The 21,595-nt window shown below is 51.4% G+C and carries 17 protein-coding genes and 1 pseudogene; 9 read left to right on the top strand and 9 right to left on the bottom strand.

What is annotated here, in order from left to right; genetic code table 11:
• The first annotated feature begins 70 nt into the window (after positions 1 to 70).
• Both ftsZ and bioD read left to right on the top strand, forming a co-directional pair.
• A complete protein-coding gene (ftsZ, locus tag ACM1PF_RS28980) occupies positions 71 to 1,360 on the top strand; it encodes a cell division protein FtsZ (RefSeq protein WP_416669700.1) in 1,290 nt (429 codons plus the stop codon).
• A 189-nt stretch (positions 1,361 to 1,549) separates the two neighbouring features.
• On the top strand, positions 1,550 to 2,257 hold the full coding sequence (gene bioD / locus ACM1PF_RS28975) for a dethiobiotin synthase (protein ID WP_416669699.1): 708 nt from the start codon (positions 1,550 to 1,552) through the stop codon (positions 2,255 to 2,257).
• Positions 2,258 to 2,499: 242 nt separating this feature from the next.
• Here the strand turns inward: bioD and ACM1PF_RS28970 are convergent, their stop codons facing one another.
• Both ACM1PF_RS28970 and ald read right to left on the bottom strand, forming a co-directional pair.
• Entirely contained in the window at positions 2,500 to 3,096 is a 597-nt protein-coding gene (locus ACM1PF_RS28970) for a glycoside hydrolase family 24 protein (RefSeq protein WP_416676843.1), read from the bottom strand.
• Positions 3,097 to 3,287: 191 nt separating this feature from the next.
• On the bottom strand, positions 3,288 to 4,373 hold the full coding sequence (ald, locus tag ACM1PF_RS28965; protein ID WP_416669697.1) for an alanine dehydrogenase: 1,086 nt from the start codon (positions 4,371 to 4,373) through the stop codon (positions 3,288 to 3,290).
• Between the two features lie 422 nt (positions 4,374 to 4,795).
• Between ald and ACM1PF_RS28960 the strand changes: the two genes are divergently transcribed.
• The gene (locus ACM1PF_RS28960; protein WP_416669695.1) at positions 4,796 to 6,037 is read left to right on the top strand and encodes an ATP-grasp domain-containing protein; all 1,242 of its coding nucleotides are present in this window, start codon (positions 4,796 to 4,798) and stop codon (positions 6,035 to 6,037) included.
• A gap of 32 nt (positions 6,038 to 6,069) precedes the next feature.
• A complete protein-coding gene (locus ACM1PF_RS28955; RefSeq protein WP_416669693.1) occupies positions 6,070 to 6,963 on the top strand; it encodes a succinate--CoA ligase subunit alpha in 894 nt (297 codons plus the stop codon).
• 56 nt (positions 6,964 to 7,019) lie between these two features.
• On the opposite strand, the pseudogene ACM1PF_RS28950 reads toward ACM1PF_RS28955, so the two are convergent.
• Positions 7,020 to 7,855, bottom strand: a pseudogene (locus ACM1PF_RS28950) (undecaprenyl-diphosphate phosphatase).
• 454 nt (positions 7,856 to 8,309) lie between these two features.
• Between ACM1PF_RS28950 and ACM1PF_RS28945 the strand changes: the two are divergent.
• Together ACM1PF_RS28945 and ACM1PF_RS28940 are read left to right on the top strand one after the other, a co-directional pair.
• Positions 8,310 to 8,984 (top strand): DUF3120 domain-containing protein, encoded by a 675-nt coding sequence (locus ACM1PF_RS28945; protein ID WP_416676841.1) that lies wholly within the window; start codon positions 8,310 to 8,312, stop codon positions 8,982 to 8,984.
• A 340-nt stretch (positions 8,985 to 9,324) separates the two neighbouring features.
• A complete protein-coding gene (locus ACM1PF_RS28940; RefSeq protein ID WP_416669691.1) occupies positions 9,325 to 10,356 on the top strand; it encodes an adenylate/guanylate cyclase domain-containing protein in 1,032 nt (343 codons plus the stop codon).
• A gap of 12 nt (positions 10,357 to 10,368) precedes the next feature.
• Here ACM1PF_RS28940 and hisIE read toward each other — a convergent pair whose 3' ends face one another.
• The 4 genes from hisIE to ACM1PF_RS28920 form a co-directional block, all read right to left on the bottom strand.
• Complete coding sequence (hisIE, locus tag ACM1PF_RS28935) at positions 10,369 to 11,019, bottom strand: bifunctional phosphoribosyl-AMP cyclohydrolase/phosphoribosyl-ATP diphosphatase HisIE (RefSeq protein ID WP_416669689.1); 651 nt, start codon at positions 11,017 to 11,019, stop codon at positions 10,369 to 10,371.
• A 54-nt stretch (positions 11,020 to 11,073) separates the two neighbouring features.
• On the bottom strand, positions 11,074 to 11,412 hold the full coding sequence (gene trxA, locus ACM1PF_RS28930) for a thioredoxin (protein ID WP_416669687.1): 339 nt from the start codon (positions 11,410 to 11,412) through the stop codon (positions 11,074 to 11,076).
• 166 nt (positions 11,413 to 11,578) lie between these two features.
• The gene (locus ACM1PF_RS28925) at positions 11,579 to 12,283 is read right to left on the bottom strand and encodes an acyltransferase (RefSeq protein ID WP_416669685.1); all 705 of its coding nucleotides are present in this window, start codon (positions 12,281 to 12,283) and stop codon (positions 11,579 to 11,581) included.
• 1,426 nt (positions 12,284 to 13,709) lie between these two features.
• Positions 13,710 to 14,477: a PspA/IM30 family protein gene (locus ACM1PF_RS28920; protein ID WP_416669683.1), complete on the bottom strand. Its 768-nt coding sequence runs from the start codon at positions 14,475 to 14,477 to the stop codon at positions 13,710 to 13,712.
• 323 nt (positions 14,478 to 14,800) lie between these two features.
• Here ACM1PF_RS28920 and ACM1PF_RS28915 point away from each other — a divergent pair, with 323 nt between their 5' ends.
• Positions 14,801 to 15,358, top strand: a complete 558-nt coding sequence (locus ACM1PF_RS28915; RefSeq protein ID WP_416669681.1) for a hypothetical protein — start codon at positions 14,801 to 14,803, stop codon at positions 15,356 to 15,358.
• Between the two features lie 82 nt (positions 15,359 to 15,440).
• On the opposite strand, the gene ACM1PF_RS28910 is transcribed toward ACM1PF_RS28915, so the two are convergent.
• Complete coding sequence (locus ACM1PF_RS28910; protein WP_416669679.1) at positions 15,441 to 17,966, bottom strand: sigma 54-interacting transcriptional regulator; 2,526 nt, start codon at positions 17,964 to 17,966, stop codon at positions 15,441 to 15,443.
• 465 nt (positions 17,967 to 18,431) lie between these two features.
• On the opposite strand from ACM1PF_RS28910, the gene ACM1PF_RS28905 reads away from it, so the two are divergent.
• Positions 18,432 to 19,502, top strand: a complete 1,071-nt coding sequence (locus tag ACM1PF_RS28905; protein ID WP_416669677.1) for a fatty acid desaturase — start codon at positions 18,432 to 18,434, stop codon at positions 19,500 to 19,502.
• 32 nt (positions 19,503 to 19,534) lie between these two features.
• On the opposite strand, the gene ACM1PF_RS28900 is transcribed toward ACM1PF_RS28905, so the two are convergent.
• On the bottom strand, positions 19,535 to 20,824 hold the full coding sequence (locus tag ACM1PF_RS28900; protein ID WP_416669675.1) for a glutamyl-tRNA reductase: 1,290 nt from the start codon (positions 20,822 to 20,824) through the stop codon (positions 19,535 to 19,537).
• Between the two features lie 337 nt (positions 20,825 to 21,161).
• Between ACM1PF_RS28900 and ACM1PF_RS28895 the strand changes: the two genes are divergently transcribed.
• Positions 21,162 to 21,572 carry an acyl-CoA thioesterase gene (locus ACM1PF_RS28895; protein ID WP_416669673.1) on the top strand — a complete coding sequence of 137 codons (411 nt, stop codon included), beginning with the start codon at positions 21,162 to 21,164 and terminating at the stop codon, positions 21,570 to 21,572.
• The last annotated feature ends 23 nt before the right edge of the window (positions 21,573 to 21,595 follow it).

Here is a 21,595-nt window from a genome sequence, read left to right as displayed (position 1 = left end):
CTTAGCCTATAGTTGACTAGAGTTACCCAAGGTTAAAAAGAGTCTTTGTATCAGTGGTTTCTAAATTCCAATGACGCTTAATAGTAGATTAGTATCTACCTACACAAACTCTCCAGATGGAGAATCAGTTGATCTCTCGCCACCGATGAACACTACGAATCCTTTTACGAATTCTGGCATACACTTGGGTCAGCCTCGTGATGCGAAAGGGGCACTGGCAGAGGAAACCAGGAGTGACGATATTGTGCCAAGTAATGTAGCCAAGATTAAAGTTATTGGAGTCGGTGGTGGCGGCTGCAATGCCGTTAATCGAATGATTGCCAGCGATTTGTCAGGGGTTGAGTTCTGGTCGATTAATACCGACTCTCAGGCCCTGGAACACGCTTCCACCCATAATCGCTTGCAGATTGGACAAAAGTTAACGCGCGGTCTAGGGGCTGGCGGCAATCCGGCGATCGGGCAAAAGGCCGCGGAAGAGTCTCGGGATGAAGTGGCTGCTTCCCTGGAGCAAACCGATCTGGTCTTTATCACAGCGGGCATGGGCGGCGGCACGGGTACTGGGGCTGCTCCGATCGTCGCTGAAGTCGCAAAAGAAGCTGGGGCCCTGACGGTAGGGGTGGTGACTCGTCCCTTTACCTTTGAAGGAAAACGGCGGATGAATCAGGCGGATGAGGGTATCGCCGCCCTTCAGAGTCGGGTAGACACGCTGATTATTATCCCCAACGACAAATTGCTTTCCGTCATTTCAGAGCAAACGCCGGTGCAGGAAGCCTTCCGAGTTGCCGATGATATTCTGCGGCAGGGGGTTCAGGGCATCTCCGATATCATTACCATTCCGGGTCTGGTCAACGTGGACTTTGCCGATGTTCGGGCGGTGATGGCAGATGCGGGATCGGCTTTGATGGGGATTGGCATTGGTTCAGGCAAGTCGAGGGCCAGGGAAGCGGCAACGGCGGCCATCTCTTCTCCCCTGCTGGAGTCGTCGATCGATGGAGCTAGAGGAGTTGTGTTCAACATTACCGGCGGGTACGACCTGACCCTGCATGAGGTGAACGCAGCGGCAGAGATTATCTATGAAGCGGTTGATCCCAACGCCAACATTATCTTTGGTGCGGTTTTAGATGAACGCTTGCAGGGAGAAATTCGGATCACGGTCATTGCCACTGGATTCACCGCTCAGGCGGAACCTCCCGCTGCCCAAACTACCCGAGTTTCTCCTCTGAAGCGGACTCCCTCCTCAGTACCACCGCCGCCAACTCAACCCGCTTCTCCTCCCCCTACACCCGCTCCAGAGCCGCGTAGCAAACCTGCCCTGGATATTCCAGACTTCTTACAGCGTCGGAGACCCCCCCCACGCTAGGATGAATGGGTGCAATTGACTGAGATGGAGGTTGGCTGCGTTGATTGGAGCCAAACTACTGACTTTACAGGAATGGCAGTCCGGCGGATTGCTGTTGCCTGTAAATTTTGCTTTGACTGCAATGGCCTGATTCCCTATCCGCTTTGAACTGGATGGGAGAGGCAGATTAGAGCGTACGATCGAAAATGGATGAATTCAGAGCGATGGATGGGAGATAGCTTGAACGCATTACTGATTGCAGGAACTGATGCAGGGGTGGGCAAAACCCTGCTAACGGTCAGCCTGGCGTCCTACTGGCAACGATATTCTTCAAAGTCCCTTGGTCTTTTCAGCCCGGTTCAGTGCGGTGAGCAACGGGAACTTTATACGGACTGGTTTACGTTGGATCAGTCTCCAGAAGCCATTAATCCCCTACACTTTCAGTCTCCTCTAGCACCGCCGATCGCCGCCCAGCAACAGGGGGAGCGCGTCAGCCTGAAGCGATTGTGGCAAATCCTGGAACGCTTAACTCAAGAGCGGGAGTTCGTGTTGATTGACTCCTGGGGTGGATTGGGTTCACCCCTTACCAATGAGGCGACCTGGGCTGATCTGGCCTGGGATTGGCGACTCCCAACTGTACTGGTTGTGCCGGTTGGGCCAGGAGCGATCGCCCAGGCGGTTGCCCATGTGGCCCTGGCCAAGCATTCGCGCGTGAATTTGAAGGGAATCATCCTCAACTGCGTTCAACCCTGCCATCGCCATGAAATTGAGGATTGGGCCAATGTTGACTTAATTCAAGGACTAACGAATAAACCCATTCTGGGCTGCTTGCCCCATGTCGATCGGACAACAGACCTGAGTAAGCTGACGCAGATCGCATCCGGACTGGAGGTAGAGCGATTAATGCCCTTGTATTAATCTCAGCTCTATGTCATTCAATTTTCTATGCTTACTTGCATAGAGGTTTCTCATAGATGGCAACAACTCAAACGATTGCCTCACCCGATATCAAAATTTTTCACCACAAAACGCAGAATCTACGGTTCTTCAACGATTATTTCTGATCGCAGGCAAGATGCCTGCGCTATGGAACTATCTTCGCCTCCTCACTCCCTACTCCTACGGGCTGCGCCCACGCTCCGCGAACACTCCTCACTCCCCTAACTCCCCCGCAGTTCCTCCGCCAGCATCTCCTGATAAATTTCTGGCAGAAAAGAAGACATTGAATTCGTTTCAATGCCGTAACCCAAACTGGTCCAGGTCGGAGATAGGATTCTCAGAACTTCGTGGATTTGCCCATCGCGCAAGAGTTCAGCCAGGTCTACCCCCCAGGCAGAGGGATCATTGAGCCAGTGGTAAACCACCTCATCCTGGTACTCGGCTTCAAAGCTGTAGTCCTGACTAAAGAATAAAAACGGACTGCGGGGATGATAGGCCTTCGCCTTGCTATACCAGGTGGTAGTCAGCATTTGATACCGTCCAGCAGCAGTGGTACAGTCTCCCGCATTCGGGCCAGAAACGATCGTGATGCACAAATCTGGATGGCGGCTCAGGTCTTGCAGGTGCTGACCACCATAGAGAATGGAATAGGGGCGAGGACTGTTGGATTCGCTGGCGGAGATCGTTCGCATCAGCGCGCGAATATGGGGATCACCGCCTCGCATCACCAGGGGAGTCGGTGTGTAGTCCCATTCGGGTGGAGCGATCGGCGATCGCAAATTGCGGAACCAGCTTAAATCCGGGGAAAGAGTGAGCAAAAACCAGGCGATCACCGCGAGGGTAATGCTCCACCAGAAAGAGTCCGTATTTTGGCGTTCCGTGCGATCGGACGTAGAGGATTCGTTTGCTTTAGGAGACACAACGTACCTAGCTTAATGAATGTCAGATCTCTAAGATTTGCGGGTTGAACCTTTTTCTATGATAGGTGTAGCGTCTAATTATAGAAAGATTACGCTAAATCTGGAAATACCTCGCGGACTGCTGGATGAACGATCGCATGGTTTTGGACATTGAGGCCCTTCGCTAACGACTCATCTTTCTCCAGGGCAGCAATTCCGTGCTCCGCCAGCTTCAGAACATAGGGAAAGGTGCTGTTATTCAACGCCTGGGTTGCAGTCCAGGGAACCGCGCCTGGCATATTAGGCACTCCATAATGGACGACCCCTGCCTCGACGTAGGTGGGTTTCGTATGCGAGGTGGGATGCAGTGTTTCAATACAGCCACCCTGATCCACCGCCACATCCACAATGACCGAACCGGAGCGCATTTTTGCCACCAGATCACGCGATACCAGGGTTGGAGCCTTTCGTCCTGGAACCAACACCGCGCCAATTAGTAAATCGGCATTAGGAACTGTGCCTTCCACCTGGGGGGTATTGCTGTAGAGCAGTTCGACCCTGGAGCCAAACAGCGTTTCTAGATAGGCCAACCGTTCCAGGTTAATATCCAAAATTTGCACCTGCGCGCCCAATCCCACCGCCATCTTGGCCGCTTCTGTTCCTACCACTCCTCCGCCTAAAATCACGACTCTTCCCGGTTGCACTCCCGGTACACCCCCCAGCAATACGCCTCGCCCTCCCTGCTGCCGTTCCAGAAACCGCGCCCCAAACTGCACCGAGAGCCGACCCGCAATAATGCTCATGGGGGTGAGCAGGGGGAGGCTATGGTTGGGTAGTTCAACGGTTTCATAGGCGATCGCCGTCACGCCAGACTCGATCAACCGTTCTGTGAGGGAACGGGCCGCTGCCAGATGCAGGTAGGTAAACAAAATTTGTTCTTTCTGGATCAACGGATATTCCGGCGGGAGAGGTTCTTTCACCTTGACCACCATTTCTCGATTCCAGGCAGCTTTGGGGTCTGGTACAATCTTGGCTCCGGCTTGCAGGTAATCTTCATTGGTAAAGCCTGCGCCGATGCCAGCATCGGTTTCCACAAATACGGTATGCCCTCGATCGCACAAACCTCTGACGCTATTTGGACTTAGCCCAACCCGAAATTCCTGATCCTTTGTCTCTTTTGGCACACCAATTTCCATGCACTACCTCGATCGCCCACTAATGCAATTCTCTAAATTCTCTACCAGCCTAATCACCGGTTCGTAAATTGACTACAGATTGCCTATCAATAAATATCAATAAAATTGCCAGCCAACCCAATGGTATCAACCCAATGGTATGCAATCTTCCGCACTTTGTATGCAAATTTGTTAACAGAAGGTGACAGGATGAGAATTCGATCGCTGTTCTTCACCATTTTCTCCCTCCTAAACTTGCTACTGTTATGGCAATCAGGTATAGCAATTGGGTATGGCAACTGGTATAGCAATTGGGTATGGCAACTGAGTAGGGTAACTGGGGCGTATCGGAAACCATCTCACGCTGTCCTCTTGATGCTTTCTTAACCCGAATCCAGTATCCTATTTGCTCTCCAGGTGTATCCCACTGATACTTATAAATCATGGAACTGCTAGAGTACCAAGCAAAAGAATTATTTCGACAGATGGGGATCCCAGTGCTGCCATCGCAGCGGATTGATCAGCCCAGGGATTTGAAGCAACTCGACATTCCCTATCCCGTTGTGCTGAAGTCGCAGGTTTATACCGGAGGGCGAGGCAAAGCGGGCGGAATTCGGTTTGTCACCAATACGATCGATGCAATGGCAGCGGCCCAATCCATCTTTCATCTGCCGATTATGGGAAATTATCCATCTGTCCTGCTGGCAGAGGCCAAATATGAGGCAGACCGCGAGTTTTATTTATCGGTTGTGTTAGACACCTCCACCCGGCGACCGTTGCTATTGGGGTCACAACTGGGGGGTGAGGCGGTGGAAGCCAACCTGTCGGAGGTGCAGCAGGTGGTGGTGGAACAGGACTTTTCACCGTTTTATGCTCGTCGTCTGGCGGTGCAGATGGGCTTAAAGGGAGAGCTGATTCAGTCGGTCAGCCAGATTGTCGAAAAAATGTATACCCTTTTTAGCCAGAAGGATCTGGATTTAGTAGAAATCAATCCCCTGGCCGTCAGCCCCACCGGAAAACTGATGGCCCTGGATGGCAAGGTGGCTGTCAACGATGCAGCTCTGGGACGACATCCTGATCTCGTTCAGCTCTCTCCCCGGTTTGCCACCTTTGATCCATCTGCCCGTCCATCGACTGCTCCTCTCCATCTTTATGCCCCTGATTCCCATCCTGGCGGAGAGAAGGATCACGCACTTCCTAACGGTGCGTCTCAACCTGAGGCAATCGCAATACCGCTCAAACTGGTGGAATTAGGCGGAAACATCGGCGTGATTTGTAATGGTGCCGGATTAGCCATGACTACGCTTGACCTGATCTGTGCCGCCAAAGGTAAGCCCCTGGGCTTCGTGGATCTGGGGGGAGAGCAACACTACGGTCGATCGCTGGAGGCACTACACGATCGGATTGAGCAGGGTCTATATCTCATGCGTCAACGTCCGGAGCTAAAGGTGATTTTAATCAACATCCTGAGCGGCGTGATTTCGGCGGTATCTGTGGCTGAAGCCATTGCCGACTGCCTGAAACAACCCTTTAGGGCACCTGCACCTGCTATTGTGGTACGCCTGATGGGGGAAGAATTTGCTGCGGCTCAGGCCATCCTGGCTGAATTAGAGATTTCGGCGATCGAGTCGCTAGATGAAGCCATTACGCAAACGATCGCCCTGGCGAAACCCACCCGCAAATAGCCTTTACCGTTTCAACCTCCTCATTGCATCTTATGAACCTGACTTTTGATAGTAGAGTCCTAATTCAGGGCATCGTTGAACCGCTGGGTGCTGCCTATACTGCACTCATGCGGGAATACGGCACTCAAATTGTGGCGGGGGTCAGCGCAGGGCATGGTGGAACTTCAGTGGATGGAGTTCCAGTTTTCGACATGGTGGAACAAGCCCTGAACCGGGCCGGCCCGATCGATGTCAGTTTGATTTTTGCCTCTCCTTACACTGTGTTGGATGCTGCGCTAGAAGCGATTACCGCAGAAATTCGCCAAATCATTATCATCACCGAGGGTGTACCACCCCTGGATACGATTCAGCTCATCCGCAAGGCAGAAGCCACCGAAACCCTGATTGTGGGGCCAAATAGTCCAGGGATCATTGTGCCGGGCAAAATTTCCCTGGGCACCCATCCGCCCCAGTTTTATACTCCTGGTGCAGTTGGTCTGGTGAGCCGCAGTGGAACCCTGACCTATGAAATTGCACAGGCGTTGAGTCAGGCAGGATTAGGGCAGTCGATCGCTGTGGGGATCGGGGGCGATCGGATTTTGGGATCGTCGTTTCAGCAGTGGCTTCAGATTCTCGAAGAAGATGAGCAAACGGAAGTGATTGTCCTGGTAGGGGAAATTGGGGGTGACAGCGAGGAAGCAGCAGCCCATTACGTCGCAGAAGTGATCGATAAGCCTGTAATTGCTTACATTGCCGGACGTACAGCTCCTAGAGGGCAACTGATGGGCCACGCTGGAGCCATTATTGCTTCCCTGGCGGGTATGGGGGCAGACATTGGCACGGCCGAAAGTAAACTAGCCGCCTTCAAACGGGCCAAAATTCCCGTCGCCGATCGCCCCTCGCAAATTCCCAATCTTGTGAAAAAAGCCATTGGGAAAAAGCGGTAGGGAGAATGCGGAAAAATAACGTACCCAGTAGGGAGCACACTGCTGTGCGCCCTTACTTACCCTTCTTGAAAAAAGCCCGTCGCCAGGGCAATCAACAGTACTGCCCCTAAGCCCAGCCGATACCAGACGAAGACCCAGTTGCTTTGACGCTGTAGATAGCGCAGCAGCCAGGCGATCGACAGGTAGGAAAAGATAAAGGTGGAAACCAACCCCATCAGCAGCACCAGGAGATTATCCACACTTTCAAACGACTTTAGCGATTGATACAGCGTGGCGATCGTCAGCGCGGGAATCCCCAGCAGAAACGAGAACCGAGCTGCCGTTTGCCGTTCCAGCCCCAGAAACAGGGCCGTTGTTAAGGTTGAGCCAGAGCGCGATGTGCCCGGAATCAGAGCCAGCGCTTGCCCCAAACCCACCAACACCCCATCGGAAATTTTGAGGGAATCAAACTTACGCTTGTGGCTGCCGATCTTCTCAGCCAACCCCAACAGTAACGCCATGACGATCGACATCACCGCAATCACCAGGGGACTCTCAGGCACAATGTCCTTGATTAAGTACCCAACAATCAGCACTGGAAGCGTCCCAATCGCAATCCCCACCAGGATTTTCCACTCATCGCGCTGCCAATCTCGCTGCTGAAACGCTTCCCAGCCACCTGAGAGAATTTGGCGAATATCGGCCCAGAAATACATAATCACAGCAATAACGCTGCCAAACTGAATCGCATCCACGTAGAACTTTTGCCCACCAGCCCCGTCCAACCAAAGCCTTTGGTCACAATGATCAGGTGAGCAGTGCTGCTAATCGGTAAAAACTCCGTAATTCCCTGGACAATCCCCAGAACGAACGCTTGAAACAATTCTTGAATAAGTTCCACGTCAGCCTCGATTGATAAATGTCAACAGTCCGCAAAGGGTTGGTGCGGGTTTGGAAGCTTGAAATTCTTTTACAGCTTAGGAGTTTGCCCATAAATTCGCCCATTGTCCAGCCCATACTTTAGAAAACCTTTATGGTAAACCCCAAAATCGTTAGGATAGTTTTTAGAAAATACCCCCCTGGGGGATAAGGGTGTGGTATGTTAAAAAAGGTAAAGTAATTATCAGATATCTTTGTTTGTCGATTTGTTTTTTTTAACAAACACGCCCTTTTCAAAACAGTTGTCTTCAAAGCCATTGTTCCAACAACCCCTATCCCCAACCTCATCTCAGCTTAAAGCTCTACCCCTCTCAGAATCCCTAATGCCATCTACCCGCCGCTCATTTTCTGAGGACTCCCTTCCGGATCAGCAGCTTTACGATCAGCCGCTTTATGCGGAAGAGTCCTATGCAGGGCTGGCAGCGTCTATGGAGGAGATTAATCGGTCTCCCTGGGGCTGGTTCTCATTGCGGCAGACTTGGGCAATTTTTCTGGCTGCGGCCCTTTTGGTTTCCGTACCTGTCTTTTTCCAGGCTCCCTTGGTGCGCGTATTTCCCTGGCTCAGTTTGGTTTTGACGGGAGGATGGCTTTGGCTCAGTTTAACCCTTCGATCGCGCCCTACCACCTACATCTGGGGTGATCTGCTGCTGGGATTTACCTGGACCTGGTTGGCCGGCTCCGTCTACTGGGGTTGGCTGCGGTGGGAACCGTTGTGGCATCTACCGATCGAGGCGATCGGGCTGCCGTTTGCAATTTTTGGGCTGTTGAGAGGGCAGGGGCGAATTGGCAACTGGTTTTACCTGGGATCATTGTTAGGAACCACGATCACTGATGTGTATTTCTACTTAGTAAACCTGATTCCCCACTGGCGACAGTTGATGCTGGCTGAACCTGACCTGGTACGACCGATCTTTCAGAGTGCCGTGGCTCAGATCCAGACTCCCTGGGGAACGGGCTGGGCGATCGGACTGGGCTTGTTTCTCTTGATTGTGGGAAGCTTACCCTTGCGATCGGTGCATCTACACCGATGGACGTTTGCAGGAGCGGTTCTCAGTACGATTCTGGTAGATGGGTTGTTTTGGTTGGTGGCATTAACCGCTTGAGCCACGTTGCTCTCATTTTTCGCTTCACTTTGGGCGACGTTGCATCCATCTGTATCTTTTTAGACCAGTTTTTTAGCAGAAGACTGGTCGTTTTTGATGGCTGATCCGAGGCGGACAAGGATATGATTGGAGGTGAATTTAAACCGACAAGGGTGGACATCCATCCGGGTCAGTTTAAAATCATCGGCTAATTTAGAGAAAATTAAAGGTTCGTGTGGAGTGCAGGTTGAGCAGAAGCTTTCTATAATTCGTGGTTGTATGCCTGCATTCATTTGAACTGTTCTCTTCTAGACGAGATACGTCGGGATGCACTTTCAGGAAACATATGGTTTCTTAGCCTGTGGTGACAGTACAATCCACTCCTCATTTGATCCTACGCACAGATTCGGGCAATCGTTTTCTTTCTCTGATCGGCAGCAACTGCTGGACGGTTGGACGGGGGGACGATAATAATTTCGTTCTGCCGGATCGCTGGATCTCCCGCAACCATGCCATGCTGCAACGCATGGAAACTGGGGAATTCTACTTAATTGATTTGGGTAGCCGTAATGGTTCCTTCGTGAACGGACGACGAGTTAGCGTTCCGGTCACGCTTCATAACGGCGATCGGCTCACTTTTGGGCAAACTGAACTGGAATTTTATACGCCTAATGTTGAGCAGAACACTGATCCGTCTTCGATCGGGGGCGATTCTCAGGAATTTACGGCAACGGCAACGCTGCACGTACGTCGCTTAATTTCAGTTCTGGTGGTGGACATCCGTAATTTTACGGGGATGACCCGTCAGATCGATGAAAAGGTACTGTCCGAGGTGATCGGCACCTGGTTCCGCTGTGCCGGAGATATTATCCGCGAGTACGGCAGTTGGGTGGATAAGTACATCGGGGATGCGGTGATGGCTGTATGGATTCACGGAGCCCAGGGAGTCAGCCAGGAAGAAATGGTGCGGATTGCCCATGCCCTCAGTGCGCTGAATAAAATGACCAGTAAACTCCACGAACGCTATCCCTTACCGTTTCCTCTCCGCATTGGAGCTGGGCTAAATACGGGCTACGCCATGGTGGGCAATACGGGAACGGGCGATCGCCCAGACTACACCGCCCTGGGCGATACTGTGAATGCGGCTTTTCGCCTGGAGTCTTCCACCAAGCAGATTGGAATTGATGTGGCCCTGGGTGAAACCACCTACCAGTATCTGACCGCATCGGGGGTGGAAACCCATCTGTTCAAGCAGGAGAGCGTGAATCTTAAGGGCTATGATACTCCCACCATTACCTATGCGGGCACCTTTAGCGAGTTAGAGACATTCCTGCAATTGGTTTCGGGCAAAGAGGAGGGCAGTGGTGAATGGGATATCGAAAATGGTGAGTAGGAGGAATCCTTCTCACCGTCTGCGTTCTTGCAGCTTACGATACACCGATCGAATATCGACATTGTGATGGGCCAGTGCGACGAGGGTGTGATAGAACAAATCGGCCACCTCTCCGGCGATCGCCTCTGGATCATCATCCTTGCAAGCCATCACCACTTCGGCGGCTTCTTCGCCAATCTTCTTGAGAATTTTGTTATCTCCCCCGTTGAATAGCTTACAGGTGTAGGAGTCGGGGTTGGGCTGATCCCGGCGATCGCAGATCACCTCAAACACCTGAGATAGGGTATCCGCAGGAGGAGCCTGAATCGAGCCTTCTACCTGGTGAAAGCAGCTTCGCTCCCCCGTGTGACAGGCCACATCCCCCATTTGCTCCACCGTAATCAGCAGGGCATCACTATCACAGTCATACCGCACCGCCCGGACGTACTGCAAATGACCAGAGGTTGCTCCCTTGTGCCAGAGTTCTGACCGCGATCGACTCCAGAACCAGGTTTCTCCGGTTTCCAGGGTTTTTTGCAGCGATTCCCGGTTCATCCAGGCCATCATCAGTACTGCACCGTCTAGATGATCCTGGACGATCGCAGGCACTAGCCCCTGGGCATTGTATTGAATCCGATCGAGGGGAATGGCGGTATCGAAAGGGGTAGAGGTGGAAGTTGACATGAGTTTGACCTGACAAATGGAATGGTGAGGAAGACGATCGGTTTAGCGGCAGGTTTAGACCGTTGAGGATAGGTGAGCATCCACAAATTCTTGCAGCTTTTGCCGACTCATTGCCCCTTCAGACGCTTCAACCACACTACCCGTTTTGAAGATGCGAAAGGCTGGAACTCCCTCCACGCTATAGCTCGCCACCGATTCAGGATTGGGATCAACCTCCATTTTGACCACTTTCAACCGATCGTCATACTGAGAGGCAATGGACTCCACGATCGGTGACATCAACCGACAAGGGCCACACCAGGATGCCCAAAAGTAAACCAGCACAGGCTGTGCAGCATCCAGCACTTCTGTAGAAAACTCAGAGTCGTTAATCGTTAAAACAGTGTTGCTCATGGTCAGAGAGGTAAGTCAGAAATCGTAAAACTAAGAGCTTTTCACTCTCTAGCTTACAGTTTCTAGCTGACGAATCAGTCCAGATTTTCGATGATTCATCTGGAGCCAGCTAGATGCACCCTCATAAAACCCCTCCCGTCACCCGGTTTGACCTCTATGCGATCGTCTATGCGATCGTCTGTGTGATCGCTTCCTGCTTAGAGGTTTGTGCATCGCGGGTGCCAACCACCCTGGCGGGAACACCAACGGCGATCGAGTAGGGCGGAATGTTTTTGTTCACCACGGCTCCTGCCCCAATGATGCTGCCTTTGCCGATCGTCACTCCATCAATCACCCTGACACCGGAACCCAGCCAGCAATCATCCTCGATCGTAATGCCCTTAGACGATAATCCTTGTAGATTGATGGGAGTTTTGGGATCAACAAAAATATGATTGTTGGCATAGATTCCCGTATGGGAGGCAATCAAGCAATCTTTACCGATCGAGATATTGCCCGGCCCAGCTATGCAGACGTAGGGGCCCATGTAAGTTCGCGCCCCAATACTGATGGTTGCCCCAAGGGTTTGAATGTGAATCCCCTGGTCAAGTCGAACCAAGTCATCCAAACTCAATTCACCACCATCCCAGCAGTTTAGTAGGGTGTAACTGCAAATTGAGACAGAAGCACCCAGGTCAATGGATTGAGCACGAACAAACTGAACATTTGGTTCAATTTCTACACCATGACCAAACTTTCTAAAGAGAGAGGGATAAATAATTCGGCGCAATCGCTTGCCAAAGGTCATTGGAATGGAACCAAACAAAGCAGTCAGGTAGACCATTTTGCGCTGGGCCCGAAGTTGAGCGCGTGAAATAGTTACATTACTCATAGTTATGACCTACATCTTGATACAGATTGACAATTCAGAAACTGAGTCTCTCTACCCAGCGAGTTTTGGCTGATGCAATCCTCTGCTTGGCGATATAAATAGATGGGTATCAATGAACTATCTCAGGTGTGAAAGTTTTAGCAAGATTGAGATTTAACGCCAAAATTAGGCGCAATTCACCGCAGTTAGAAGCAGCGTTCATTAAATAAAACAGGCGACTCCATGGGTCAGCCAAAGCTTGCAGAATACTTGCAATACTGATTTATGCTAATGACGAATGATTGATGCAGTGAAATACATCGATCGACCTAAACTAACAGAATGCTACGTGGATGCCGAATGCCTTGATGACAAAAATCACCATCTTGATGAACAGACATTCGTAGACTGCCTTAATGGATATGGCAGCAATTCATTGAAACCTATTTCGCTTTAAACCTGATGAGTGCTAGAAAAACAGTGCATGAACAACGGGTAGAGATAGAGCGTTAAACTCAATCCAAATCCTACTCTCACTTCAAGAAGGGAGAAATGAGCACCTGTTTGTACAAAGCAGAAAAATCAAGCTACTTTGCTGCTACGGGGGAGTAGTCCCAACTCCAACCATGCCAACTCCAACGACAGTACCAGAACCGGATCGAGCAGGCGTTATGTATCTGCTACCGCGAGCACTATGGCGGCTTCTAAATAGCCAAGTTCTTCCGTTAGCTTCCGTACGCACGCCCATAGTGCCAAAATCACTGATTCTAAAATTCCGTTTGTGGGCAACCTTCTTTAGCTAGCCACACCACTAAATCTTAAAGCAGTCAAGTTTATCTGTCAATTTTGCAAATGGCTCAAAGTCAGTAGTTTCAATGCTTCCAAATAAAGCTTAGATAAAGTCTGCCTAAAGGGTTTGTAAACAGAACGGTTGCAATGACACCCACCTATGTGAGTTTAAACACTTGCTCAAAATTAAATACTTGCTCAAATAAAGATATCCGACTAGCTTGAATCAGCTAATAGAGCGGGCGCGAATTTGGGAGCATCCCGTTGAAATTGATCGATTTCCGTAGCGCAGGCAGCATTCGACTGGGCTCACGCCGAAGCCTTGCCTGCCAGTGAACGATCGTCATGCAAATGCAAAAGTGGGATACACCCGTGAATTAGCAACCGTAGAGCGGGACTCTTGCCCGCGCAGGCTGGAAGCCTGTACTACAAAAGGTGGGTGTATTGACTGCCGAGATCTATCTACCAGGGTGCATCAGCCCGGGCCTTGCCCACTGAGTCAATAGCAGCAACCTCAATGGCAGTAAAACGATTCCTAATGCACCCATCGATTGGCTTCCAGTTGCACCGATTTGACTGACGTTAAATCATTCTGAGTGCTTTCCTGGCAGTCTTTCTCCAGACTGACATCAAACTGACATCAGAATCTACATTAGATTTACAACTGATCAAGCTGTGCCTTTAATGCTTCCAGTTCGTCATCCACTGAAGCATCCTGGGGAGCAGTGGTTTCGCTGGATTGAGACAGTTGGGGTTGCTGGGCAGAACCACCCACCAGAGCAGCCTTCATTGCTTCCAGTTCCGCATCGACATCGCCCCCCGACTCTAGGGCAGCAAACTGACTTTCTAAGTCTGAACCCGCCAATTCTGCCGATGCCTGGGAACGGGCTTCCATTTGCATCACCTTTTCTTCCATGCGCTCAAAGGCCGACATGGCACTGCTGGTTCCCAAATTGCCAACCGTTTTTTGCAGTTGCTCATTAGCTTTGGCGGCTTGGGCCCGTGCCTTGAGCATATTTTTCTTCGTTTTGGCTTCGGAAATCTTGCCTTCCAGGGCGATCAGATTCCGCTTGAGGGTATCTACAGTGGCAGACTGTTGGTCATGCTGTGCTTTCAGGGCAGCCGCCGTTTCCGATTGGGTCTTCTTGCGGCTCAGGGCTTCCCGCGCCAGATTCTCATCCCCCTTTTGGAGGGCAAGTTGGGCCCGTCGCTGCCAGTTTTCGGCTTCAGTTTGTGCCTGAGTGTATTGCTGCTGCACGCGCTTTTGGCTAGCGATCGCCGTAGCGACAGCCTGACGCAACTGCACCAGGTCTTCCTGCATATCAATAATGGCTTGCTCAAGCACTTTTTCTGGGTCTTCGGCAGCACTGACGGCTGCATTTAAGTTTGAGCGAACAACCCGGCTTACACGGTCAAATAATCCCATGACTCTGTTTTTCCTTCTTGGGGTTTACGAAGAAGCGGCTAACGTATTCTGGGAAGCTGAACATTGATCCCTGCTACTGCCCCAGCACATCTAGTCTTAGCATATCTACTGTTCAGCCTCCTAGAATCTATCGGTTAAGGTTTTCAAACGGGAATAACCCTATTTTTATTCTACGGATTGCAGCAAGGGACTGTTAAGGCAGAAAAAGTTAAAAACGGTTCAGCGCGATCGCCTGTCTCGCAGGGAAACCCGTCGTGCGCCAGATTGCAGTGAGAGACGGTAGTGATAGGCTGAAGGTATCAGACGCAGTGCAGCAACGTTTCATGACTCCTGAAGAGATTACAAGTACGCTAACTGAGCTATTCCCAGATGCGGTGCAGGTGAAAGCTCCCGATGCCTGGCAGGTGGAAATTGATAGTTTTCGATTGCTGGTACTGCTTTCAGATGATAAATCCTGGCTGCGATCGCTGGTGACCATTGCCCCAATGCAAGAAGCACTCCCATTTATGCAGCAATTCCTGGAGGCAAATTTTGATGAAACCCAGGAAACCCGCTATGCCCTGTTTCAAGGACTGCTTTGGGGAGTGTATCAGCATAACCGCGAAACTTTGACGAAAGAGGATCTTCGGAGTGCGATCGTGCGGCTGGTAACGCTTCAGCAGCAAGGGTTGTCGGGTGTGTTTAGTCTGCTGGCGGAAACCCAGATCCGACAAATTATCGATGCAGCGAAACAGCAGGGACAAACCCTGGAAGCCACGCTCCAAACCCTCGATCGGCTGTATGAGGAGGGGGTGATGGGGGATATGAGTTTGGGGGCAGAACAGCGAGAGAAGGTGTTGGGGGCATGGCGATATCAGTTGGAGCGGTTGTGGAATGACTAAACCATGACTGTTGTAAGGGTGCACTGCTGTGCGCCCTACCAGGTACGTTCCGGGTACGTTATTTTTCCGCATGCCCTAATGGCTAAACAATTAATTGCCAGAGGGCGATCGTAAATCCCAGGGTGGCTAAGTGCTGGGGCAAGAGGGTAAGAAAAGATTGACGGGCAATCTTTTGGGTCAGAATGACGCTGAGGAAGGTCGAGATGACCAGGGTTGTCCCCTGAAGGAAGGCAATGACGGCTGGGTCAGCCACCACCACTGGCGCACTGACTCCACTCATGCCAAAGGTGGCCAGGGTGACGGGCACAATACGCCCCGCTTCCGTGAGTCCTAATCGGAGATAGTGGGCTAGGGTACCGCCTAGGACTAAGGGTAAGTAGCCGTAGGATAACTCAATGAAGCGATTGGGTTTGAGCGATCGACTCCCTAAACGAATCAACCCATGCACGAGCCAGGCCAGGATTCCCGGAACGAGTAAGACCAGGATTGAAACCCCAGCATGCATCCCAAAATGCTCCAGATCGAATGCCCATCCAGTCATCTGGTTAATCTCTGGCAGGCGATGCAGAAAGATGCCGCCGAATAGCAGAAATAGCAGGGCAACTTCGTAATGGGTAGGGGTATGGGATGTCCATAGTTCAATTCCAGGAGGGCGCAGATTTAGCTCCACCGATCGATGGGGGCAGGCTTTGAGGCAAGTCATACAGAGCACACAGTCCCGGTTGTCCTGCAATTGGGCGGGATGGGAGTAGATGGGACATCCTCCGGTTTCCTGGCCTTCCCCCTTTTCTGGCCCGCCTTTATAGCACTGGTAGGTGGTACAGGTTGCTGCACAAATTCCCTGCTGGGCCCGCAGTTCAATCATGGCGAGCTTGGCGTACAGTCCATTCATGCCGCCGATCGGACAGAGATAACGACACCAGAATCGGCGTTCAAAAATCAGGGAACAAACAATAGCTCCTGCCGTAATCAGCAACAATAACCAGCTTGATAAATAGGCGGTATTGGGCAAATCCCACAGTTCTTCCCACAGGAAAATCAGGGCAAACAGTCCAAACAAAAACCAACCGCCCCATTGTTCAGCCTGCTGTCGGGGCCACGATCGCAGCTTGCGGGGAACCAGCTTCAGGGAAATAGTTTGCACTAATTCGCCATAGATCATGAATGGACAGACCGCACACCAGATCCGTCCCAGAAAGGGAAACAGAATCAGCACCACGGGCCACCACCAGGCCCAGAACAGATTTAAGCCCACATTGGCATCGCGGGTTTGGGGCCCAACGAACAGGATCGTGACGATCGCCGCAAAGGCTATCAGGGTGAACCCATAGTTGATCCGATCGGGCCACCAGGGACTCCGGAGAAACTGCCGCAGTTTGGGGTACAGATTCAGCAGATTGACCCGAAATCGCCTGGCTTTGGTGCTGGCTGACCAGAAGACTTCTTCTGTGAGAACTGGAGCCTGGTTGGACTGGACGATCGCCCGCTCCACCAGGCTTTCTAGCTCCGATAGATTACCGGGAAAGTCGTAGCTCTGTAATCGCCGAATTGCCTCTGGGGCAACGCTGGGGCGAGAAACCCCCCTGGAGCGGCAGTATAAACTGATGTAGTAATTCACCTGGGCCGCAATGTCAGCTTTGGCAACGCGAACCGGCGGAACTTTAATCAGGTGCGTCACCCGCTTCTGGCATTCTGGCAGATTGCGCTCTGCGGTCAGAATGATCCGAGCCTCAGTGTGGCGTAGTTGGGGTGGAGGCGATCCCTCTCGGCTGACGGGAACATAATCTCCGGTTTCTAACAGTTGCAGTAGTTTCTCCTGCAATTCCTTAGGCAAGTCTTGGGCGTTGTTGAGCATTAACGTCCCCTGACCCATCCAGTCCAAAATACCCGGTTTGCCGCCCGATCGCCCAAATAATTCGGCTCCACTGGTTTGCAACGTATCGCAGTTAATTTTGACCAGGGGTTGTTTGCGATCGTTAGAACCAAAGTGAATCAAAGCGGCAATATTATCTTTACCTAATCCGGGTTCGCCAAAGATTAAAACGGGTTGGCGATCGGTGGCTGCTTTTTTGATGGACTGCCGTAATCGCACGGCATAGCGACTGGAACCCACAATACCCTGTTTGACCTTGGGAACCAGATAGGGACGGAGAGCCGTTTGTCGTTCCTGTTCGTAGGCTAACTGTGAGGTGACTTGTTCCAATTCAGCGGCGAGCTGGCGGGAGAAAGTGCGGCTGATTTCCGGGTATTGCTCCACTAGAGCCGTGAAGGCTTCCCGTGAAACAGTCCAAAACTCACAGTCATTCAGGGTAATCACCGTCTGCTCCGTGGGCTGATCCAGCAATAATTCCCGCAAATGCAGGACTGATCCAGGGAGTAAACTGCTGGCACCCCTGGCAATGCTATCGGGACTGGTGCGGTACACTTCCAGGCGACCGGAACGGAGGATGTACAGGGCAGCAGGTTGGGTGTCTTCCAGAACCAAACGACGATTTTCGCCGATCCTCTCCTCCTGAATTTGGGTGGCGATCGCCTCTAGCACAGGTTCTGAAAGTGACCCCAGCGGGGTGTTTTGCTTCAACCATTGCACACGCTCTAAGCTGTCCATTGTTTCCCCTTCCGACTTCCGACTGGCAGAATGATTCTGTCTCGCCTGGAGTCGATCGCATCCTCTCCAGCCTATGTCGAGTCTTCCGTAAAACAGGATTAAGTTTGGTAACGAAAACGCTTGGGGTTAGATGTATGGCGGAGTTACGCCCCTGCCTGCTGAGAGTGGGCAGGCAGCAAAGTTGGCATTTCTCCCAACTAACGCGATCGCGGGTTTCAAATCGCTCTATTCAAGACCAATCTTGCCATTTGTACCACCGTCCCATGCTATAAATGTAAAAGTTTGTAAAGCCATCTCGTCAGGAAAGGCATTCAAGGGAAGCATACGTCCTGCGTAGAATGGTTTCCTTTCATCATCTGTGCATTGCTACATTGCAGCGTCCCTGCTCGTGGCGATATCGATCGTCAAGACAGCGGGGCTTTTTGTGTGCTTGTACTTCTCATTTTCGGAGAACTGATTCGATTCATGACTGCTACCTCAGAACCCCCTTTGTCAGTATCTACACTACCCATCACAGATCTTCACCTCAAAGATATTCTTAAGACCTTACCCAAGTCCTGTTTTGAAAAAAATCGCCGCAAAGCCTGGACATCGGTTGCCCTGAGTATTGCCGCTGTAGCGATCGGTTACGGGGCAATTTTTTTGTTACCGTGGTTTTTCCTGCCCTTTGCCTGGCTCTGGACGGGAACTGCTTTGACTGGCTGGTTTGTGATTGCCCACGATTGTGGTCATCGTTCCTTTGCCAAACGACGCTGGGTCAATGATTTAGTTGGACATCTGATGATGTTGCCGCTGATCTATCCGTTTCACTGCTGGCGCATTCTCCATGATCATCACCATCGCCATACCAACAAACTGGAGATTGACAACGCCTGGGATCCCTGGACGATCGACGGTTATGTTGTCAGCCATCCGTTCGTGCGGCAATTTTATCGAGCAATTCGGGGGCGGTTCTGGTGGATGGGTTCCATTGCGCACTGGGGGCTTTCCCATTTCGACCTGTCTCGGTTTCATGCGCGCGATCGCCACAAGGCTCGCTATTCGATTACGGTGGTCGCCCTCTTTGCTGCTGTTTTCTTTCCCACGCTGATTGCCACAACGGGGCTGTGGGGCCTGGTGAAGTTCTGGTTGATGCCCTGGTTGGTGTATCACTTCTGGATGAGTACCTTCACGCTGGTTCATCACACCAGTTCTGACATTCAGTTTCGTCCTGCCTCCGAGTGGCATGAGGTGGAGGCGCAGCTTGCCGGAACGGTTCATTGCACTTATCCCCAGTGGGTGGAAATCCTGTGCCATGACATCAATGTGCATATTCCGCACCATATCTCAGTGGCGATCCCGTCCTATAACCTCAGGTTGGCCCACCAGAGCTTGTCCGAGAACTGGGGACAGTACTTGAAAATTCGTCAGTTTAACTGGGAGCTAATGAAAAACATTGGCGATCGCTGTCACCTCTACCATCCTGAAACGGCTTACCAAACGCTCCGAGAAGCGGGATTGGTTCCAACGGGCAGAGGCAAAACGATCGCCCCATAGAGTAGTCAATACCTGAGTTGTTTAATCTGGGACTAGCCCAACAGTTCGTTGGAAGCCTCCAGGTTAAACAACGTCTGTAGGGTTTGCATCGCCCGTCGTCGGGCTTCAATATCCTGCTGAGTCCGCAGCTGCACCATCGGGTCATGCAGGATTTTGTTGACAATGCCACGGGTCAGCGCCTCGATCACCTCCTGATGCTTTTCGGCGAACTCAGAGCCGAGCCGAGACAGAGCCTTTTCCAACTCCTGGGTGCGGATACTTTCCACCTTATCCCGGAGGCTGCTGATCGTTGAAACCGTTTCCAGCGATCGCCACCACAGTTCAAAGGCTTCCACTTCCTGATCCAAAATTCCTTCTGCCTCCAGGGCCATTTGTCTACGGCTTTCCTGGTTTTGGGCCACCACTGCCTTCAGGTCATCCACGTTGAACAAATGGATGTCGGGTAGATCATTCACATCCGCATGAACATTACGGGGTACGGAAATATCAAACAGCTTCAGGCTTTGTCCAGGGGCCAGGGTTGCCTCCAACTTAGCGCGATCGAGCAGAGGTTCAGTGGCGGCTGTTGCCGTAAATACCAGATCACAGTCTGCCAGTACTTGCATCATGTCTGACATGGTATGAAGCTGGAGATTAGCGTCTTTGAACTGTCCAGCCAGATCTTTTGCCCCTTCCAGCGATCGGTTAATGACGCAAATTTTGAGTGCGCCTTTAGATAGCAAGTGTTGTACCACCAGGCGGGACATTTTCCCAGCTCCGACGATCGCAATCTGACAGGTTGCTAAATTGTCTACCTTCAGTTGGGCTAACTCGACTGCGGCTGAACTGATGGACACTGCCCCCGTACCAATGCTGGTTTCGGTTCGTACCCGTTTTCCAGCGGTAATCGCCTGGTTAAATAACCGATTCAGAATTCGGCCAATGCCGTTGTACTGCTGCCCGACCTTATGGGTGTGCTTCACCTGGGCCAGGATTTGTCCCTCTCCCAGCACCAGACTATCCAGCCCTGCGGACACCCGCATCAGGTGCATCACCGCATCCTGGTGGAGCAAGATGAACAGGTAGGGGCGGAGTTGATGGATGGGTAATTTGCCATGTTCCGCTAAAAACTGCGTGACTTCTCGTACCCCAGGCTCGGTTTCACTCACCACCACATAGACCTCTAAGCGGTTACAGGTGCTGAGGATAGTGGCTTCTTCGATGTGGGGATAGCTGCGAAGGTGGGCGATCGCCGCTTCCATCTGTGGCGTTGGAATGCTGAGTTTTTCTCGAATTTCAACCGGAGCGGTTTTATGGCTCAGACCCACAACAATTACGTTCATTCTTCCTCCCAAAGCGCGTTTTACGAATCAGTTAAGGTTTCCTGCGAATCAGAATTTCCATTAACTGCTAATCATTGAGCGAATAAAAAATCAATTGAAATGTCACAATTGTTTGCACAATCCGAATCAATCCGTTAACAAAGCCCTGACTTAAGAGTCAGCCAATGGTCAATCAATGAAAAGTCTATCAAGGGATTGCAACCTGAAAAACCGTTAAGCTGCCTCTCCTCTAGTGTTGCACAGTAAATTTTTGTTAATGAAGGAGCGTAAACTATGGATGACTATCACTCCCAAAACGAGATGAGCATCCGAGGTTGCGGGGTAAGGGGGAATTCTCATGGCATTCGTTTATCAGCGCACAATCTACTTCCACGATACCGATGCCGCAGGGGTGGTGTACTTTGCTAATGGGCTGTCCATGTGCCATGAAGCCTATGAAGCGGCTCTGGCGGATAGCGGAATTAACCTGAAGCAATTTTTTGGTCAACGATCGATCGCCCTGCCGATTGTCCATGCAGCGATCGACTTCACGAAGCCGATGTTTTGCGGGGAACTGTACACCATTCAGGTTGTGCCCACTCAACTCACGGACAGTAAATTTCAAATTGCTTATACGATCGCGGCTCTGGAAAACCCTGATTACCAGACCTGCACCGCCACCACTCTGCACGTCTGCATCGACACCACGACCCGCACCCGCGTCCCCTTCCCACCAGAAATCTTGCGCTGGCTCCAGCGATCGACATAATGGACGGACTGATCCCTCCAACC

Origin of the sequence: Egbenema bharatensis FJBBOT/2019 (genome assembly GCF_048077055.1) — a bacterium.
GTDB classification, from domain to species: domain Bacteria; phylum Cyanobacteriota; class Cyanobacteriia; order Elainellales; family Elainellaceae; genus Egbenema; species Egbenema bharatensis.
Note: the sequence above shows the minus strand (reverse complement) of the source record. Positions and strands in the feature narration are given on the sequence as shown.

What these genes read in the sequence shown, in the direction of transcription:
- ftsZ (WP_416669700.1), top strand. Translation starts at nt 71, where the DNA reads ATGACGCTTAATAGTAGATTAGTATCTACCTACACAAACTCTCCAGAT.
- bioD (WP_416669699.1), top strand. Translation starts at nt 1,550, where the DNA reads ATGAATTCAGAGCGATGGATGGGAGATAGCTTGAACGCATTACTGATT.
- ald (WP_416669697.1), bottom strand. Translation starts at nt 4,373, where the DNA reads ATGGAAATTGGTGTGCCAAAAGAGACAAAGGATCAGGAATTTCGGGTT.
- ACM1PF_RS28960 (WP_416669695.1), top strand. Translation starts at nt 4,796, where the DNA reads ATGGAACTGCTAGAGTACCAAGCAAAAGAATTATTTCGACAGATGGGG.
- ACM1PF_RS28955 (WP_416669693.1), top strand. Translation starts at nt 6,070, where the DNA reads ATGAACCTGACTTTTGATAGTAGAGTCCTAATTCAGGGCATCGTTGAA.
- ACM1PF_RS28945 (WP_416676841.1), top strand. Translation starts at nt 8,310, where the DNA reads ATGGAGGAGATTAATCGGTCTCCCTGGGGCTGGTTCTCATTGCGGCAG.
- hisIE (WP_416669689.1), bottom strand. Translation starts at nt 11,019, where the DNA reads ATGTCAACTTCCACCTCTACCCCTTTCGATACCGCCATTCCCCTCGAT.
- trxA (WP_416669687.1), bottom strand. Translation starts at nt 11,412, where the DNA reads ATGAGCAACACTGTTTTAACGATTAACGACTCTGAGTTTTCTACAGAA.
- ACM1PF_RS28925 (WP_416669685.1), bottom strand. Translation starts at nt 12,283, where the DNA reads ATGAGTAATGTAACTATTTCACGCGCTCAACTTCGGGCCCAGCGCAAA.
- ACM1PF_RS28920 (WP_416669683.1), bottom strand. Translation starts at nt 14,477, where the DNA reads ATGGGATTATTTGACCGTGTAAGCCGGGTTGTTCGCTCAAACTTAAAT.
- ACM1PF_RS28915 (WP_416669681.1), top strand. Translation starts at nt 14,801, where the DNA reads ATGACTCCTGAAGAGATTACAAGTACGCTAACTGAGCTATTCCCAGAT.
- ACM1PF_RS28910 (WP_416669679.1), bottom strand. Translation starts at nt 17,966, where the DNA reads ATGGACAGCTTAGAGCGTGTGCAATGGTTGAAGCAAAACACCCCGCTG.
- ACM1PF_RS28905 (WP_416669677.1), top strand. Translation starts at nt 18,432, where the DNA reads ATGACTGCTACCTCAGAACCCCCTTTGTCAGTATCTACACTACCCATC.
- ACM1PF_RS28900 (WP_416669675.1), bottom strand. Translation starts at nt 20,824, where the DNA reads ATGAACGTAATTGTTGTGGGTCTGAGCCATAAAACCGCTCCGGTTGAA.
- ACM1PF_RS28895 (WP_416669673.1), top strand. Translation starts at nt 21,162, where the DNA reads ATGGCATTCGTTTATCAGCGCACAATCTACTTCCACGATACCGATGCC.